Below are 17,481 nucleotides of genomic sequence, written 5' to 3'. Positions count from 1 at the left end.
GCCAGCTTCTAAACTACTATTATTTATGAATTTGTCAGAGTGTCAACTGTAAATTTCAACAAAAAGGACGTCACCTTCTTTATAGATTTTGGCCAACTGTTGCTTTGTAATTCCTTTGATTCCTTTGTCCCAAGCTTTATTACTTAAATCGGCTTTGCTTTTTAATTCCGCCAATTCAAGTTTCTTATCAGTTTTAAGGATTTCAAAGATTACTTTTTCGTTTTCTGATAATTGCAATGGTTTTTTCTCCGGTCTCATTTGAGGGAAGAACAACACTTCTTGGATAGACGCATTGTTGGTCATCAACATGACCAAACGATCAATACCAATGCCGATACCGGATGTGGGAGGCATTCCATATTCCAAAGCTCGTAAGAAGTCCTGATCAATGAACATGGCTTCATCATCCCCTTTTTCTGATAGTTTCAGTTGTTCTTCAAAACGTTCACGTTGATCAATAGGATCGTTCAACTCAGAATAGGCATTCGCCAATTCCTTACCATTTACCATTAATTCAAATCGTTCTGTAAGGGCGGGATTACTTCTGTGTTCTTTGGTGAGCGGACTCATTTCCTTTGGATAATCGGTAATGAACGTAGGTTGCACGTAGTGGTGCTCACATTTTTCTCCAAAAATTTCGTCAATAAGCTTGCCTATCCCCATTGTTTCATCTACTTCTAGACCTAATTTTTTGGCAGTGGCACGCAGTTCGTCTTCTGGCATACCGGCTACATCAATACCGGCATGTATTTTTATAGCTTCCAATATAGGCACCCGGGCATACGGAGCCTTGAATTCTATTTCATGTTTGCCAACGGTTATTTTAGTAGTTCCATTGGCATCCATGGCAATTTTTTCCAATAGCTGTTCTGTGGTGTCCATCATCCAGTTATAATCCTTGTAGGCCACATAAAGTTCCATTACCGTAAACTCGGGGTTATGGGTACGGTCCATACCTTCGTTTCGGAAATCTTTAGAGAACTCGTAGACGCCGTCGAACCCACCTACAATCAATCTTTTTAGGTAGAGCTCGTTCGCAATTCTTAAATATAAAGGTATATTAAGGGCATTATGATGTGTTAAAAAAGGACGTGCGGTCGCTCCACCCGGTATCGGTTGCAAAATCGGAGTTTCTACTTCTAAATATCCTTTTTGATTATAAAACTCCCGTATGCTATTAGTGATTTTAGTTCTTTTTATGAAGGTCTCCTTTACTTTTGGGTTGACCACTAAATCTACGTACCGTTGTCGGTAGCGCAGTTCTGGGTCGTTGAATTCGTCATAAACGTTTCCTTCGGCATCTTTTTTAGGCAGGGGTAGAGGTCGCAATGATTTGCTTAACATAGTAAATTTTTTCACCATGATTGTTTTTTCCCCTACCTGGGTAGTAAAAAGCTCTCCTTCAATACCAATGATATCGCCAATGTCCAACAATTTTTTATAGACATCGTTATATAAAGTTTTATCTTCTCCAGTACAGATTTCATCCCGGTTGAAATAGACCTGAATACGCCCAGTACTATCCTGAAGTTCGGCAAAGGAGGCTTTTCCTTGAATACGACGAGACATTAGCCGACCGGCAACGACTACCTTTTTACCCTCTTCGTAATTGGTCTTTATACTTTTAGATGTAGCATCTATAGGATATAGTGCAGCTGGGTATGGATTGATCCCCAACGCTCGTAATTTACCCAATTTTTCCCTTCTGATAAGCTCTTGCTCCGATAATTGCATGCCGTCGTTTATTTAGCTGGCAAATATAATCGATATGAATTAATCTTTCAATCTGGAAAGCACTAAAGGATATAAACGTTTAATAAATTTTTCATAGGCTTTACCTGAAGTATGAAGGCCATCCATAGACACTAAATCGGGTTCTTCAATTCCTTTACGGGTAATGTCTGTGATTGATACGAAAATGGCACCGTTAGTATGGGTGATTTCTTTTGCAATGGAATCGTAAGAATCTATTTCTGTAGATATTTTGCTTTTATCCTTTTTTGGACTGCAGAAATAAATATAAATCTGTAACAGATTCATTAAAATTACGTCCAATAGGTACATCAATCAAGTAAATCAAAAATCAAATGAGTTTAATCCGTGTTTTACTGGCCATATTTTTCCCTCCGCTCGCCGTTTTGGGTAAAGGTTGTGGCTCTTTCTTAATTGTCCTATTATTGACTTTTTGTGGTTGGGTGCCCGGCGTGATTGCTGCGTTGGTCATTCTTAACAATCCTAATTGATAGGTTGGTTTTCTAATCTTCTTTAAGAACCCTTTGCTTTGTATCTTTGTATCTATGAACAAGAAAGTAATTTTTACTGATCTAGGTCTGAAGGATTATAAGGAGACATGGGATTTTCAAGAGGAGATTTTTAAGGATATAATCGATTTAAAGATCAAGAATCGAAGAGAAGAAACTAATGTAAGCACTCCTAACCATTTCTTATTGGTAGAGCATCCGCATGTATATACTTTAGGTAAAAGTGGCGATATGCAAAACCTTCTTGTCGATGAAAAGACGCTAGAAGAGAAAGGTGCGAAATTTTACAAAATTAATAGGGGAGGAGATATAACCTATCATGGACCGGGACAAATAGTGGGTTACCCTATTCTAGATTTGGACAATTTCTTTACGGATATTCATAAGTACCTTCGTTTTTTAGAAGAAATTGTGATTCTCACTTTGGCCGAATATGGGTTAAAAGCAGAACGTTCTAAAGGGGAAACTGGAGTATGGTTGGATGGAGATACTCCCTTTGCACGTAAAATTTGCGCTATGGGAGTTCGTGCCAGTCGTTGGGTAACGATGCACGGATTTGCCTTGAACGTAAATGCTGATTTGGGTTACTTCGATATGATGATTCCTTGTGGCATAAAGGATAAGGCCGTTACTTCCCTAAATGTTGAATTAGGGCAAAGAGAAGTGGATGTTGAAGAAGTGAAAGAAAAGTTGCTCAGTCATTTTGAAACGCTCTTTGAGGCGGAGTTATTAAAACAAAAAACCGAAGTTTAAACTTCGGTTTTTTGTTTTTGGAATGGTCGCTTTTTATTTTGAATAGGCTGTGAGCATAGTACTGCTCATCAAGTCCCCATTTTTTTTATAGGTTTCCTGTTTTACCATTCCTACGCCTTCGGATAGCCATACACGTGAAGGATATACCTGATTGGCCATCATTACTTTAGAATGATTTTCACTATAGAGCACATAACAGTCGTAGGTTCCTGAAGGGGTAGTGATACTTTCTTTTTTTTCAACTTTTCTATTGAGCATATCCACGGCCATATTCATGTTCATGGCCCCCATGTTTATTTTCATGCTCACATTGGCATCGGCTAGATTCTGACCTACACTCAAGTCATTGGGTATTTCAATATCGTTCCCGGTAATTTCAATATCCATATCACCATATTGTTTCATCATTTCACTTGGTAATATAGATTCATAATCTAGGGTAACCATAGTTCCTGTACAGGACAGCTTATAATCAGTATTGTAAATTTCTTTCCCTTTTTCATCTGTAAGGTTAATGGCCATTGTAGCATTGGTAGTTGCGCCATTCGAATTTACTTCTGTAACCTTGAATGAGCTTACCCCTTCAACTTTTCCTTTTTTGTTATAATTTGTATATTCCATAGAAACCCCTTTTGTCATGGGGTAAAATTTACTACATCCTTCTTGGGCAATACCAAAATTCAATACAGCAAAGAAGGTAATGACTGTATAAAAGAGTTGTTTCATTTTCATAGATATTTTAGTTTAAAAAGATAAGTGTTCTAAAAGCAGTAATTTCAAGTTACTGATTCGCCTAACTGATTAAAAATATCTAATTTCTGATTCTGAAGAAAGCTCCATTGTGTGGTTTGTAAAGAATGATTTACCATTTTCAATAAAACCTGTACCAATTAATTAATTCGATAGACCTTGATTGAATTTTCTTGGTCCTTTACGACCAACTCCAAATTTTTATCATTGTCGATATCGGCCATGTCTACGATAGAATTACCATAAATTGGAAAGTTCGGAATAGCTTCGGCTTGACTATCGAACAAATAGACCTTTTGATTCTGAATATCGCTTACGCTCACATATATTTTATCGTTCAGATAAAAAATCGTGGGTTTGGAATAAACCCCTAGTTCCAATTCTACTTTTTTATCACGAATCTGTAAAACATTGTCGTTCATAATGGCCAGTGTTTTAGAAGTGGCATCAATACCATGGTCTTTGACCAAATTCGAATTGCTTTGTGAGATCGCCCCTTTAGTGTCGATTTGATATAACCTTCCGTCGGTAGAGGTAAACGTAAACTTATTTTGATAGAGTTGAACAGGATTTTCGGAAAAGGAAAGCTTGTCCTTAACTTTTATTCTGGTATCTCCTACCCGGTTAAGTATTCTAAGTTGTCCGTTATCCAATTTAAAAACGAGATAATCCTTTCTACCAATTCGAAAATGTTGGGGCGCTTCTAAGATGTTGGCTTCAGCAGTATCATATTTAAAACCTTTGACAATATTACCTTTGTTATTGTACATGAACACCTTTTTGTTCTGAGTCACCAAAAAGCGATATTCATTTTTTCGTTCATAGTCGAATACGGCAAGAGGGTTTAAGTTTCCGCCTTCAAATTTCATCGAAAATGGTGCGACTTCCTTACCATTTCTATCCAATATTAAAAACTCGTTGTTAGTCGTGAAAGCCAATTGTTGTTTTCCGTTTTTGAACAGGTCTACTTGATGCACCTTACCTTGTACAGTTCCTTCCAATTGTTTTTCCCAAATGATCTTTCCTCCCGGTGAAATAAGATAAAGAATATTTGCTTGATCTTGAACCAGAATCTCTTTCTTACCGTTATAGTGATTGGTCACAAATTGCGGGCTGTTGGAAAGGTCGGTACTGAATTGAACCTCGAACACGGATGAGACTGTATTTTTATCGGCAGTTGTCACGATTTTTTTTATCAAGAAATTAGAGTGGAAAAAGCCTTTATCAGCAATGAATTGCGAACCGAAAACATAATTTTTCAGGTCGATATCACCTATGATTTTCGCCATTCTATTTGAAACGGAAGCTTCCAATAATTCAACGGTTCCGTCCAAATCGGAAACCGTTAATACGCTCGCTGATGAAGTAAGTTCGTGATCTGCATTTTTGTATAAATCGGTTTTACCGAATACATCGCCACTTTTATAATCGTTTAAAATTCGTTGAAGAACAGCTTTACTTTCTGCAAATAAGAAGTTATTCTCAATGATGCTGGCATATTTAAATGAAGGCGAGCCGGTTAGTAACGATTCAATGGGTTTGAAAATTTTAGTATCCGGGTTTAATTCCCAAATTTCATTTCCACCATATTCTTCAGTATCTATTTTATCCTCAGTTATATAATCTAATAGTGAAGCCGTACCATAGGTTCTTAAAATTAGAATAGTCTCATTGTTAATTCTAGAAACCCCGATTTCTTCGACGGTTGTAAATACTGAATCCATAGCCGTGGCAGCAATATGATTTGATATTTTGTTTTTGGAAAAAGTTTTAAAATCATCCAGCGTGTATGATTTCAAATAACGTACATCACGGGGAATTAAGGCAGAAACCTTGTTGGGAATAGGATTACTATCGTTAAACAGATTTAGAAAATTATTTTGAACCGTATCGGTTTGCGTAATGCCGTTTAAGAGAATTTCAGTATCGTTCAAGCTGAGGTCAAGTGACATCCAACTTGCGAAATCTGAGAGTTTATGGTCATTGAGAAACAGTTGATTGAATAGGGGCTCACCATGTTCCAAATCAATCCAAATATTCAATGCTTTTTGTGGATTAGAAATGGTATAAAACCTATCTAATGACGGGTTGATGTTCTCTTGTACAGGTATATCAATAAGGTTTTTCAATAGATTTAATGACGAGCTAAGGATCGCATGGCCTCCCAAGTAAACGGTGTAAAAAAGCTCTTTGTTAATTTGATATTTTGTAACGTTGGCATTTTTGTAGCTTAGGGATTCTATGGTTTTATTGGGCGATTTTTCCCAATCTATGAAAGATAGGCTATCGGTCGTGATGAAAGTGAAATCAAAGTCGACACTGTCGCGGACCGAAAATGCTAGCAGACCCTTTTTTTTCTCAGAGAGAAATTCAAGAGGATGAATTTTGTCGGAAATTTTCGAATATATTCGAGTGGACTCAAGTTCACCCAAAATCTCATTGGATGAGAGTCCTTCCCTTAAAGACTCAAAATCGTTAATTTTAAGTAAGATTGAGGAGGTTTTTGGCACAAAATCTAAAATAGAATTTTCATTCTTAGGTTTTGTGGTACATGTAGTGAAAAGTAAAAGCGTCAATACATATAATAAGGTATACCTCATGCCATCGTGTTTTTGCAAAGTTATACTATTTGAGGTATTAAGGTAAAAGGTCCGGTAAAAGCTTAAAACTCTTTCTGTGATATTTAGTGATACCATATTTTCTTATCGCGGCCCGATGCTCCTTTGTAGGATAGCCTTTGTTCTTCTTCCAATTGTACATGGGATATTCTTCGTGTAGTTTCAACATATAGGCATCCCTGGCCGTTTTGGCTAAAACAGAAGCAGCTGCAATGCTATAGTACTTTGAGTCTCCTTTAACGATACAAGAATATGGAATATCCTTATAAGGCTTAAATCTATTTCCATCCACGATGATGTACGAAGGAATTACAGTTAATTTGTCCATGGCCTTGTGCATAGCTAAAATGGATGCGTTTAAAATATTGATTTCATCAATTTTTTGGGGAAATATATGTGCTATTCCGTAACATATACTTTCGCTCTTTAAAAGAGGCTGCAAAAGTTCCCTGTTTCGTTCGGATAACAGCTTCGAATCTGTTAAAATTAGGTTTTCAAAGGAATGGGGTAATATAATGGCCGCAGCGGTTACAGGTCCGGCCAAACACCCTCTTCCAGCTTCATCCAAACCTGTTTCATTAACATTATTATAATATTTCTTTAGCATGCTTTAAAAGTAATTGTTAAAGTGAAAATTAATTTAAGATTTAATTAAGTTAAAAAAATAAAAATTTTTCATGGTTATTTGTTATGGGTTATTAATTCAATAATAAGTAGTTTGTTTTTAACATCTGTATCAAAACCTTGTTAAGGTGGCTAGGAATCTTAAACATTTTTTAAGATTTTTGGCGCAAGCTAATTCAAAAACTAAATTCTATGAAACAGAAATTTCTAGGGATGTTAACACTTCTATTTGTGTTGTTCATCAATTTTTCCTTTGCACAGGATAAAACAGTGACCGGCGTCGTGACGGATCAGGGTGGGTTGCCTCTTCCAGGTGTGTCCGTTGTTGTAGTCGGTACAACCGACGGTACCCAGACAGACTTTGATGGTAATTATACCATAAATGTAAATCAGGGACAAACCCTAAGATTTTCTTATTTAGGACAGAAAACAATCACTAAGAACGTTGGTGTAGGTAATTCTATCAATGTTCAAATGGAAGAGGATGCCCAGGCCCTTGACGAGGTTGTGGTCGTTGGATATGGTGTTCAAAAAAGAAAAGAGATAACCGGTTCCATTTCTAGTGTCTCGGGGTCGGCTATTCAAGGGTTGGTTACTCCAAGCTTTGAAAGCCAACTTGCCGGTAGGGCTGCTGGCGTGCAGGTAACCTCGAACACGGGAATTATAGGTGAGGCTCCAAGCATCAGGATAAGGGGTGTTGCATCTATAGGGTCTGGAACTTCGCCATTGATTGTCGTCGACGGTATGCCAATAATTTCCGGAGATGTCGGGGGTTATGCTTCGGCAAATGGTCTTGGGGCGATAAACCCAAACGATATTGAGTCGTTCGAAGTGCTTAAAGATGGTGCTGCAACTGCAATCTATGGTTCACGTGCCGCCAATGGGGTGATTTTAATCACAACTAAAAAAGGGAAGAAAGGATCCATGCAGGTTGGATATAATGTGGTTACCGGTTTTGCTTCTGCAATCAAAACATTTGATCTTTTAAATACAGAGGAATTTTTGGAAATCGCCAATGAAAAGAGAACTAACAGAGGTCAAGATCCTTGGGCTTTTGGAAGTGAGTTTGATACTGATTGGCAAAAGGCGGTTCTGAATTCTAGTGCCTTGCAAATGGATCATAGTTTGTCCGTTAATGGAGGTACGGATAAAACTAGATATTATATGTCCCTTGGATTTACGGATCAGAACGGGGTGGCTGTTTCCAATAGTATGAAGCGGCACAGTATCAGGACTAATATTGAACATGATGTAAATAAATGGTTGACTATTGGTGCTAATGTTGGGGTCACTAGAACTCAATATGATGGTTTGAATACTGGATCAGGATCGCTTTCGGGCAATATTTTCAACGCAACAAGACAATTGCCCAATACCCCAATTTTTAATCCCAATCATCCCACAGGTTACAATATTTCCGAAGATGGGTCCGTTGTTGGTCGATGGGACAATACTAGTCCTGTAGGGGATAATATTTCAAATATTGGATATGTTCTTGCTAATAACAAGTTTCAGTCAAAAGAAAATAGAACTCTAGTAAATACCTTTGCCGATGTGAAGTTATTAAAGGGATTAAATTATAGGTTTCAAGCAAGTGCCGATAATGCTATTACCTCTGGTTTTCTATATTATAGTCCTGTTCATGGTGATGGAGCTGGAGCAAACGGTAGATTGCAAAATAGTAATACTGAGACGTTACGATGGAATACACAGAATATTTTAAATTATAGCACATCGATTAATGATGCGCATAACGTTGCAGCTACTGCCGTTGCCGAATATCAAAAGAATAAGTATCAAAATTTCTTCGGTACAGGTACTGATTTATTAGATGAGTTTTATAATAAGAATTTAGTGACTGGGGCTTATGGAACACAAACCTCTGGTGGAAGCGTAACGGAAAATGGAATCAGTTCATATGTAGGAAGGTTAAGTTATAATTTTAGGGAACGCTATTTTTTACAAGGTTCTATACGTAGGGATGGTATATCAAAGTTGAGTGAAGCCACCCGATGGAATAATTTTACTGGATATTCGGCAGGTTGGAACATAGCGAATGAAAGGTTTTTCGAAAATTTGAAATCTACAATCTCTTTGTTTAAGATCAGGGGGTCATACTCCGAGGTTGGAAATACCGATATTGGCAATTATCCATATTTAGGCCTAACTTCTGCCTCGCCTTATGGCACTTTGAACGGTATTGCCTTTACGCAATTCGGGAATGATCAATTGCGTTGGGAGACGAGTCAGAAGATAGATTATGGGTTGGACTTGAGTTTATTTGCCAATAAGCTGACTTTTAATTTCGACTATTATAAGAATGATATAGACGGTCTTATTTTAGATGTTCCTGTTCCTCATTCATTAGGAGTTCCTGATAATAGGATCAAAAAGAACATCGGAGCCTTGGTAAATGAGGGATATGAATTTACACTGAACTATACTCCTTTTAGCACCCAGAAGTTTAATTGGAATGTGTCTGCAAATTTAACACTGAACAAAAATACTGTGACTCGGATTCCAGATGGACAAGATATTATTGGAGGTACTTCTACAAATACCAATATTGCTCCAAACCTAATCATAAGGGAAGGTGAATCTATTAACTCCTTATATGGATACCGTTATTGGGGAGTAAACCCAAACAATGGAAACCCTGTTTATTATAAAGCAGATGGATCTTTGGTGCAAGGTAATTTAGAAACTCAAAGCTATTCTGTTTTTGATCCTGCTAATCCAGGAGATACCTCACAAGATTCTTCTTTAAGTTCAGCCGATGACAAGTTTATATTGGGAAGCTCTCTACCTACCTATTATGGTTCTTTGATTAATAGGTTTAATTATGGTGGTTTTGATTTAACCTTTATGTTCCGTTATAGTGGAGGTAACAAGGTGTTTAATTCTACGAGAAGGGAGTTGGTAACCCAAAATCTTAACAATAATTCTACTGAAATTTTGGGAAGGTGGCAAAGCTCTGAAAATCCTGGAGATGGAGTAACTCCAAGACTTTATGCCAGTAGTAATACTTTTACTAATCTTACAGGACATGCTAGCACAAGGTTCTTGGAAAAAGGTGATTTTATAAGCTTGGATAATGTGACCCTAGGGTACAAACTTCCAACAATCACAACTGACAAATTAAATATCAAAGAAGTTAGGTTTTTCGTTCAAGCTCAGAACTTTGTTACCATTACAAACTATAAAGGTCTTAATCCTGAAATGGAATCTAATGGCGTGGATATAAATGGAACTCCAAGGACAAAAGTATTGTCCTTAGGCTTAAATGTTAAATTATAATTTATACAAAATGAAAAAAATATTCAAATTTCTAATCTTGTCCCTTTGTGGAGTCTATATGATTTCATGTTCGGATGATACCATTTTGGACTTAAGTCCTGTAGACAATATCTCGTTGGATGATGCTTTTTCAACCCCGTCTCTGATTGAAAGTTCGGTTAACGGCATGTATAATGCAGCTGCTATTGGACAGTACAACTCTACTAATCCTAACGGTGGTAGGGGTTACGTATGGGGTGCTGCTTTTGTTGAGCAAGGAGATAACCGTGGTGAAGATGTTGTAAACATGGCAACCTTTTATCAGCTTACTTACACAGCAACTTACGATCCAACTACGGCCAATAACGTTTATTATTGGATTGATGGTTACAGGCTGATTAATAGATGTAACTTGATTATCGAAGGGGTGACAACGGCGGTAGAGAATGGAATCATCACCCAGGCAGTGGCTAATGATTATATTGGGCAAGCCAAATTTTTACGCGGTATTACTCATTTTGAATTGCTTATTCATTTCGCAAGACCTTATCAACATACATCTGGAGCCTCGCATCCAGGAATACCTTACAGGGAAGTGGGTATTGATACGCAGGCGGAAATCGACTCAGAGATTGAAGTAGGCCGAAGTACTGTTGCAGAAGTTTATCAAAAGGTACTGCGTGATTTAGATGATGCCGAAAGTTTGATTACTAACACAGACTTGGTAAAGGCATCAAAGAATGCAGCGATAGCTTTTAAGACTAGGGTCTATCTACATATGAGAGACTGGGAACAAGTGATTGCAGAAGGAAATAAAATAATTGGAAAATACACTTTGACAAGTACTCCAAATGGTCCTTTTATAGATAGTTATGGAAATACAGAGTCTATATTTTCAATGTTGCAAGCTGCGACGCAAAATCCTGGCGTGAATGCAGCTTTAGCATCTCAGTATAATAGAAGGCAGTTGGTGGCAATTAGTCCCATTGCTTGGAGAAACCCATATTGGTTGGCCGACGATTTACGTCGTGAAGATAATTCTACAGCTGTTGATGTGGGTACGGGTATGGTTTTTACTGCTGATGGAACTAAATTCACCCTTAAATACAAAGACGTTGTCAATTATACCGATGCGTCACCTGTTATACGTTATGCCGAGGTGTTACTTAACATGTCAGAAGCGTATGCAAGAATGGTATCTCCTGACCTAACTGAATCTTTGAGTCTGTTGAACGAAGTAAGGAATAGATCTTTGGCCGATTCAGCTACACAAGCTTATGTCGCTAGTGATTTTGGAAATCCAACTGACTTAGTGGAAAGCATTATTGCTGAAAGACGAATAGAGTTCTTGATGGAAGGTAGAAGATGGTCCGATATACATAGATTGCAAGGAGATGATTTAGTTCCTGTAAATGGTATTCCCCAAAAAGTTTCTAATGGGGGAGCTGAGGAATCATTGTATGTGTTAGGTACCCCTTATGATGGGCCTTATGGTGTTCCAGCAGTTCCTTATGATGATTATAAATTCGTTTGGCCAATACCTCAGGTAGAGGTTAATGCGAACCCTACGTTAGCTGCGGAACAAAATCCGGGCTGGTAAGGGTTGTTTAATATTAAGTGGAAAGCCCCTCACAAAAAACGTGAGGGGTTTTTTTATACCCCAAACTTTCACATTTAGTTAGGAACAAAAAAATTAACTTTGCGAGGGTAACCATACTACATGAAATATATAGTTATAGTTTTTTTGATTTTCACCTCTTCAATAATGCTGGGTCAGCAAAAGGATCAAAAAGCGGTTAGGAAAACTGATTCGACTGTTCCCTTGGAAAAGTCAAAATCCGAAAAGTCAACCGATCGAAAAAATAAAGATACCGCTAGTGTTACTATTAAAGATTACAAAATAATCTCTTTTGAACGTGACACAACATATTTAGATACCACGCTTACGATACAGAAGGAGTATAAATACAATTATCTGCGGCAAGATGATTTTGAATTAATGTCATTTTCAAACATAGGTCAGGCTTATAATTCCCTTGGGGTTGATTTGGACCGCAATACTTTGTACCCGAATCTTGGGGCCATGGCAAAAGACAGAAAATATTTAGAGAAGGAGCAGATTGTCTATTATAATGTTCCTACTCCTATGACAGAGCTTTTTTTTAAGACGACCTTGGAGCAAGGGCAATTGTTAGACGCGAATTTGGCATTTAATACCTCCCCAAGACTTAATTTTTCTATCGGCTATATCGGTCATCGATCATTGGGTAAATATGATCATAATCAAATACAGTCCGGTAATTTTACCACGACCACCAATTATCGCTCTACGAATGCTAGATACGCCGTAAGGGCACACATCGCTGCCCAAAATATTCTGTCTCAAGAAAATGGAGGTCTTTCAGATAAGGAACGTCAATTTGAGTCTGGTGATCCTGATTTTAAGAATAGACCAAGGGTAAATGTTTATTTAGATAATGCGGATAATAAAATACTTGGAAAGCGCTATTACCTTGATCATACCTACAAATTGGTGAGAAAACAATCTGATTCCTCGCGAGTTGAGAAAACATCACTATCCATTGGGCATGCTTTTGATTATGAAACAAAATATTATCAGTTCGTGCAATCTCCCAATGATACGTTATTCGGCAATGCTATACTTACAGATGTAGACGACAAAGCTTATTTGAAAACCTTTTATAATGAGGTAAACGCTCAGTTTTATAATAGCACATTAGGAAGACTCACCGGGAGTGTTAATATGTACAATTATGACTACTATTTCAATAGTCTTTTTATAAATCAAGAAGGTACTGTTGTTCCCAATCAATTGAAGGGCACTGAAATTGCTTTGGGCGGAAAATATTCAAAACGTATTGGAGGTTTTGATTTTGATGGGAGTTTAAATTATAGCCTTTCAGGAAGCTTAACGGGTAACTTATTAAATGCTTCCGCATCATATGCCCTTAATAAGGATAATAAATTTAAACTGTCCCTGCATACATCCTCTAGGATGCCAAATTTTAATTATCTATTATACCAGAGCGAGTATTTGAATTATAATTGGGATAATACAGGAACCTTTGATAAAGAACGCATAAGTAGTCTCAAGGGCGAGTTTACTTCCAATACGTGGGGTAATTTAATGGTGAAGTATAGTAATTTGGATAATTACAGCTATTTCGCTCCGATATCCGATAATGCGATGGGCGACGGCCAGGATAACGCCTATATAAAACCGTTGCAGGAAAGTAATGGGATATCTTATTTAAAGGTGAAGTATGCAAAGGAATTCAAAGTAGGTATGTTCGCTTTGAACAACACAGTGATGTATCAAAATGTCACACAAGAGAACCAAGTCTTGAATCTTCCCCAAATTGTGACAAGAAATACCCTCTATTTTTCTTCGGATGTATTTAAGAAGGCAATGTTTTTGCAGACGGGAATCACGCTTAAATATTTCACAAGTTATAAGATGAATGCATACAATCCTGTTTTAGCAGAGTTCTATGTTCAGAATAAACAAGAGTTGGGGGGATACCCTTTGTTGGATTTTTTCATAAACGCGAGGGTGAAACAAACCAGAATTTATCTCAAGGCAGAACATTTCAATGCTTCTTTTTCAGGTTATGATTACTATTCGGCTCCAAATTATCCGTACCGGGATTTTGTAATAAGGTTCGGCCTCGTTTGGAATTTCTTTTCTTAGCATTTCACCTCCTCAATGTAACCTATTGATTATATGACTTCTATAATTTTGTGTTATACATAATCAATTATAATTGCCTGTATTGCAGGCACTTGAATTGTATTTTTGATTTTTGCAATTTTATCATTTTATAATTGGCAGTAAATCAATCATCTATATCCTTTCTCGGAATTATCTGGAAAAAAGTTGCAAAAAAGTCTTGTGGGAACGGAAAACGGTTGTACATTTGCAGCCCGTTAACGAGGAAAGAGTAACAGAGAATCGTTGGGGGAAATGTTCATATAGATGTTGTGATTCTCGGCGAAAAAAAAAGATTTATTTTTTTTCTTGAAAAAAGTTGTCGGGTTGAAAAACAGTTGTATATTTGCAGCCGCTTAGGCAAACGCCCAAGCGAAAAGAGGTCCGGGAGTCGGAAGATGAAGGTCCTTTTTTGTGGAAGTTCATTGAAATATTGTGGAGATAAGAATCGAGAACAGGTGAGGACCTGTTCGAGAGGAACAAGAATTAAGGAAACATAACAATACTATATGTACGTCCTTCGAAAGAAGGATGTATGGAAGGAATTGAATCGAGAGTCGGGGCCGGGAGGAACGAAGCTTCGTTGGGACGAATATTTACAAAACAACGATGAAGAGTTTGATCCTGGCTCAGGATGAACGCTAGCGGCAGGCCTAACACATGCAAGTCGAGGGGTAACAGGGAGCTTGCTCCGCTGACGACCGGCGCACGGGTGCGCACCGCGTATGGAACCTACCTTCTACAGGGGAATAGCCCAGGGAAACTTGGATTAATGCCCCGTGGTACCACATCATGGCATCATGATATGGTTAAAGCCTCCGGGCGGTAGAAGATGGCCATGCGTCCCATTAGTTTGTTGGTAAGGTAACGGCTTACCAAGACTACGATGGGTAGGGGCCCTGAGAGGGGGATCCCCCACACTGGTACTGAGACACGGACCAGACTCCTACGGGAGGCAGCAGTGAGGAATATTGGACAATGGAGGAGACTCTGATCCAGCCATGCCGCGTGCAGGAAGAATGCCCTATGGGTAGTAAACTGCTTTTATACGGGAAGAAAAAGAGCTACGTGTAGCTTACTGACGGTACCGTAAGAATAAGGACCGGCTAACTCCGTGCCAGCAGCCGCGGTAATACGGAGGGTCCGAGCGTTATCCGGAATTATTGGGTTTAAAGGGTCCGTAGGCGGGCCGGTAAGTCAGGGGTGAAAGTCTGTAGCTCAACTATAGAATTGCCTTTGATACTGCTGGTCTTGAGTTATGGTGAAGTTGCCGGAATATGTAGTGTAGCGGTGAAATGCATAGATATTACATAGAACACCGATTGCGAAGGCAGGTGACTAACCATATACTGACGCTGATGGACGAAAGCGTGGGGAGCGAACAGGATTAGATACCCTGGTAGTCCACGCCGTAAACGATGGATACTAGCTGTCCGGGTCCTTGAGACCTGGGCGGCCAAGCGAAAGTGATAAGTATCCCACCTGGGGAGTACGTTCGCAAGAATGAAACTCAAAGGAATTGACGGGGGCCCGCACAAGCGGTGGAGCATGTGGTTTAATTCGATGATACGCGAGGAACCTTACCAGGGCTTAAATGCATTTTGACAGGGGTAGAGATACCTTTTCCTTCGGGCAATTTGCAAGGTGCTGCATGGTTGTCGTCAGCTCGTGCCGTGAGGTGTCAGGTTAAGTCCTATAACGAGCGCAACCCCTACCGTTAGTTGCCAGCATGTCATGATGGGGACTCTAACGGGACTGCCGGTGCAAACCGTGAGGAAGGTGGGGATGACGTCAAATCATCACGGCCCTTACGTCCTGGGCCACACACGTGCTACAATGGCAGGTACAGAGAGCAGCCACGTCGCAAGGCGGAGCGAATCTATAAAACCTGTCACAGTTCGGATCGGGGTCTGCAACTCGACCCCGTGAAGCTGGAATCGCTAGTAATCGGATATCAGCCATGATCCGGTGAATACGTTCCCGGGCCTTGTACACACCGCCCGTCAAGCCATGGAAGCCGGGAGTGCCTGAAGTCCGTCACCGTAAGGAGCGGCCTAGGGCAAGATCGGTAACTAGGGCTAAGTCGTAACAAGGTAGCCGTACCGGAAGGTGCGGCTGGAACACCTCCTTTCTAGAGATTGTCCTTTTAAGGACGGTCCCTGACGAAGTTGAGACCTTCCACGGTCCCGGTCTTTTGATTTAATATTGATTATCCTTTATCAAGTTCTTTAAAAACATCTCCATAATTATGATATATAAGTAATTGCTTTTTCAAGGAGGTATTTATACCGAGAGGAAAGAGTAGGGACAGTCCCATAGCTCAGCTGGTTAGAGCGCTACACTGATAATGTAGAGGTCGGCAGTTCGAGTCTGCCTGGGACTACAAAGCCCAAAAGGGCTTACGTTCATTTAGATTGAAATATTGAAGGAAATTTTAGAAGTTGGGTAACCCCAGTTGGCGTATAGTCATCAATTAACCGATAACTGTTAACTGATAACCGACAACTGAAACACGGGGGATTAGCTCAGCTGGCTAGAGCGCCTGCCTTGCACGCAGGAGGTCATCGGTTCGACTCCGATATTCTCCACCAGGCAATGCCTGGGGATATGAAATAGTATCTTCAAGAGCTTGCCGTGACGAGCATGGATGATTTAATCGTCTGTTGCGACTCGCAATCGTTCATTGACATATTGGAACAGGTGGTAAGGTTAAACCTTACCGACCTAAAAAAGAAAGAAACACGAATCTTTATTAAGTAAAGAGTACGAATAAATTAGAATAGATTAAAGATCTGGCGACAAGCTGGAAAAGGGCGTATGGGGAATGCCTAGGCTCTCAGAGGCGAAGAAGGACGTGATAAGCTGCGAAAAGCTGCGGGGATCGGCACACACGATATGATCCGCAGATATCCGAATGGGGCAACCCACTATATTGAAGATATAGTATCCGCAAGGAGGCAAACCCGGGGAACTGAAACATCTAAGTACCCGGAGGAGGAGAAAACAAAAGTGATTCCGATAGTAGCGGCGAGCGAAATCGGATTAGTCCAAACCGTTGTCGTTCCGGCGATAACGGGGTTGTAGGACCACGACATTCGAGATGTGATGAACTAGAACGCTTTGGAAATAGCGACCATAGAGGGTGATAGTCCCGTATAGGCAAAGAACATTTAGATAGTGGTATCCTGAGTAGTGCGGGGCACGTGAAACCCTGTATGAATCCGGCGGGACCATCCGCCAAGACTAAATACTCCTGAGAGACCGATAGTGAACCAGTACCGTGAGGGAAAGGTGAAAAGAACCGTGAATAACGGAGTGAAATAGATCCTGAAACCATACGCTTACAAGCGGTCGGAGCCCATATGGGTGACGGCGTGCCTTTTGCATAATGAGCCTACGAGTTACTTTTACTGGCAAGGTTAAGTTCTTCAGGAACGGAGCCGTAGCGAAAGCGAGTCTTAATAGGGCG

General features: G+C 39.5%; 10 protein-coding genes, 2 tRNA genes and 2 rRNA genes (1 of these 14 running past the window's edge). 9 read left to right on the top strand and 5 right to left on the bottom strand.

Features of this window, described 5'->3' with window-relative positions; all coding sequences use genetic code 11:
* Positions 1–42: 42 nt before the first annotated feature.
* The gene (gene lysS / locus ACNR9Q_RS00075; RefSeq protein ID WP_419212540.1) at positions 43–1,734 is read right to left on the bottom strand and encodes a lysine--tRNA ligase; all 1,692 of its coding nucleotides are present in this window, start codon (positions 1,732–1,734) and stop codon (positions 43–45) included.
* A 39-nt stretch (positions 1,735–1,773) separates the two neighbouring features.
* Positions 1,774–2,040, bottom strand: a complete 267-nt coding sequence (locus ACNR9Q_RS00070) for a hypothetical protein (RefSeq protein ID WP_419212539.1) — start codon at positions 2,038–2,040, stop codon at positions 1,774–1,776.
* A gap of 47 nt (positions 2,041–2,087) precedes the next feature.
* Between ACNR9Q_RS00070 and ACNR9Q_RS00065 the strand changes: the two genes are divergently transcribed.
* Both ACNR9Q_RS00065 and lipB read left to right on the top strand, forming a co-directional pair.
* Positions 2,088–2,243: a YqaE/Pmp3 family membrane protein gene (locus tag ACNR9Q_RS00065; RefSeq protein WP_074669928.1), complete on the top strand. Its 156-nt coding sequence runs from the start codon at positions 2,088–2,090 to the stop codon at positions 2,241–2,243.
* Between the two features lie 54 nt (positions 2,244–2,297).
* On the top strand, positions 2,298–3,014 hold the full coding sequence (gene lipB / locus ACNR9Q_RS00060) for a lipoyl(octanoyl) transferase LipB (protein ID WP_419212538.1): 717 nt from the start codon (positions 2,298–2,300) through the stop codon (positions 3,012–3,014).
* Positions 3,015–3,047: 33 nt separating this feature from the next.
* Here the strand turns inward: lipB and ACNR9Q_RS00055 are convergent, their stop codons facing one another.
* The 3 genes from ACNR9Q_RS00055 to ACNR9Q_RS00045 form a co-directional block, all read right to left on the bottom strand.
* Positions 3,048–3,740, bottom strand: coding sequence for a hypothetical protein (locus ACNR9Q_RS00055; RefSeq protein ID WP_419212537.1), 693 nt, complete (start codon positions 3,738–3,740; stop codon positions 3,048–3,050).
* Between the two features lie 164 nt (positions 3,741–3,904).
* Positions 3,905–6,382 (bottom strand): ribonuclease HII, encoded by a 2,478-nt coding sequence (locus ACNR9Q_RS00050; RefSeq protein ID WP_419212536.1) that lies wholly within the window; start codon positions 6,380–6,382, stop codon positions 3,905–3,907.
* A gap of 19 nt (positions 6,383–6,401) precedes the next feature.
* Positions 6,402–6,989 carry a ribonuclease HII gene (locus tag ACNR9Q_RS00045; protein ID WP_419212535.1) on the bottom strand — a complete coding sequence of 196 codons (588 nt, stop codon included), beginning with the start codon at positions 6,987–6,989 and terminating at the stop codon, positions 6,402–6,404.
* A gap of 209 nt (positions 6,990–7,198) precedes the next feature.
* Here ACNR9Q_RS00045 and ACNR9Q_RS00040 point away from each other — a divergent pair, with 209 nt between their 5' ends.
* The 7 genes from ACNR9Q_RS00040 to ACNR9Q_RS00010 form a co-directional block, all read left to right on the top strand.
* Entirely contained in the window at positions 7,199–10,303 is a 3,105-nt protein-coding gene (locus ACNR9Q_RS00040) for a SusC/RagA family TonB-linked outer membrane protein (RefSeq protein WP_419212534.1), read from the top strand.
* Between the two features lie 10 nt (positions 10,304–10,313).
* A complete protein-coding gene (locus ACNR9Q_RS00035; protein ID WP_419212533.1) occupies positions 10,314–11,882 on the top strand; it encodes a RagB/SusD family nutrient uptake outer membrane protein in 1,569 nt (522 codons plus the stop codon).
* 120 nt (positions 11,883–12,002) lie between these two features.
* A complete protein-coding gene (locus ACNR9Q_RS00030) occupies positions 12,003–13,994 on the top strand; it encodes a putative porin (protein ID WP_419212532.1) in 1,992 nt (663 codons plus the stop codon).
* A gap of 624 nt (positions 13,995–14,618) precedes the next feature.
* A 16S ribosomal RNA gene (locus ACNR9Q_RS00025) occupies positions 14,619–16,143 on the top strand.
* A 178-nt stretch (positions 16,144–16,321) separates the two neighbouring features.
* A tRNA-Ile gene (locus ACNR9Q_RS00020) sits at positions 16,322–16,395 on the top strand.
* Positions 16,396–16,526: 131 nt separating this feature from the next.
* Positions 16,527–16,603 (top strand) — tRNA-Ala (locus ACNR9Q_RS00015).
* 204 nt (positions 16,604–16,807) lie between these two features.
* A 23S ribosomal RNA gene (locus tag ACNR9Q_RS00010) occupies positions 16,808–17,481 on the top strand; it runs 2,157 nt beyond the window's last position.
* Together the 16S and 23S rRNA genes with 2 tRNA genes alongside form the textbook arrangement of a ribosomal RNA operon.

Source organism: Maribacter sp. X9, from assembly GCF_048537565.1.
GTDB lineage: Bacteria > Bacteroidota > Bacteroidia > Flavobacteriales > Flavobacteriaceae > Maribacter.
This window is presented reverse-complemented; position numbering and strand designations above follow the sequence as displayed.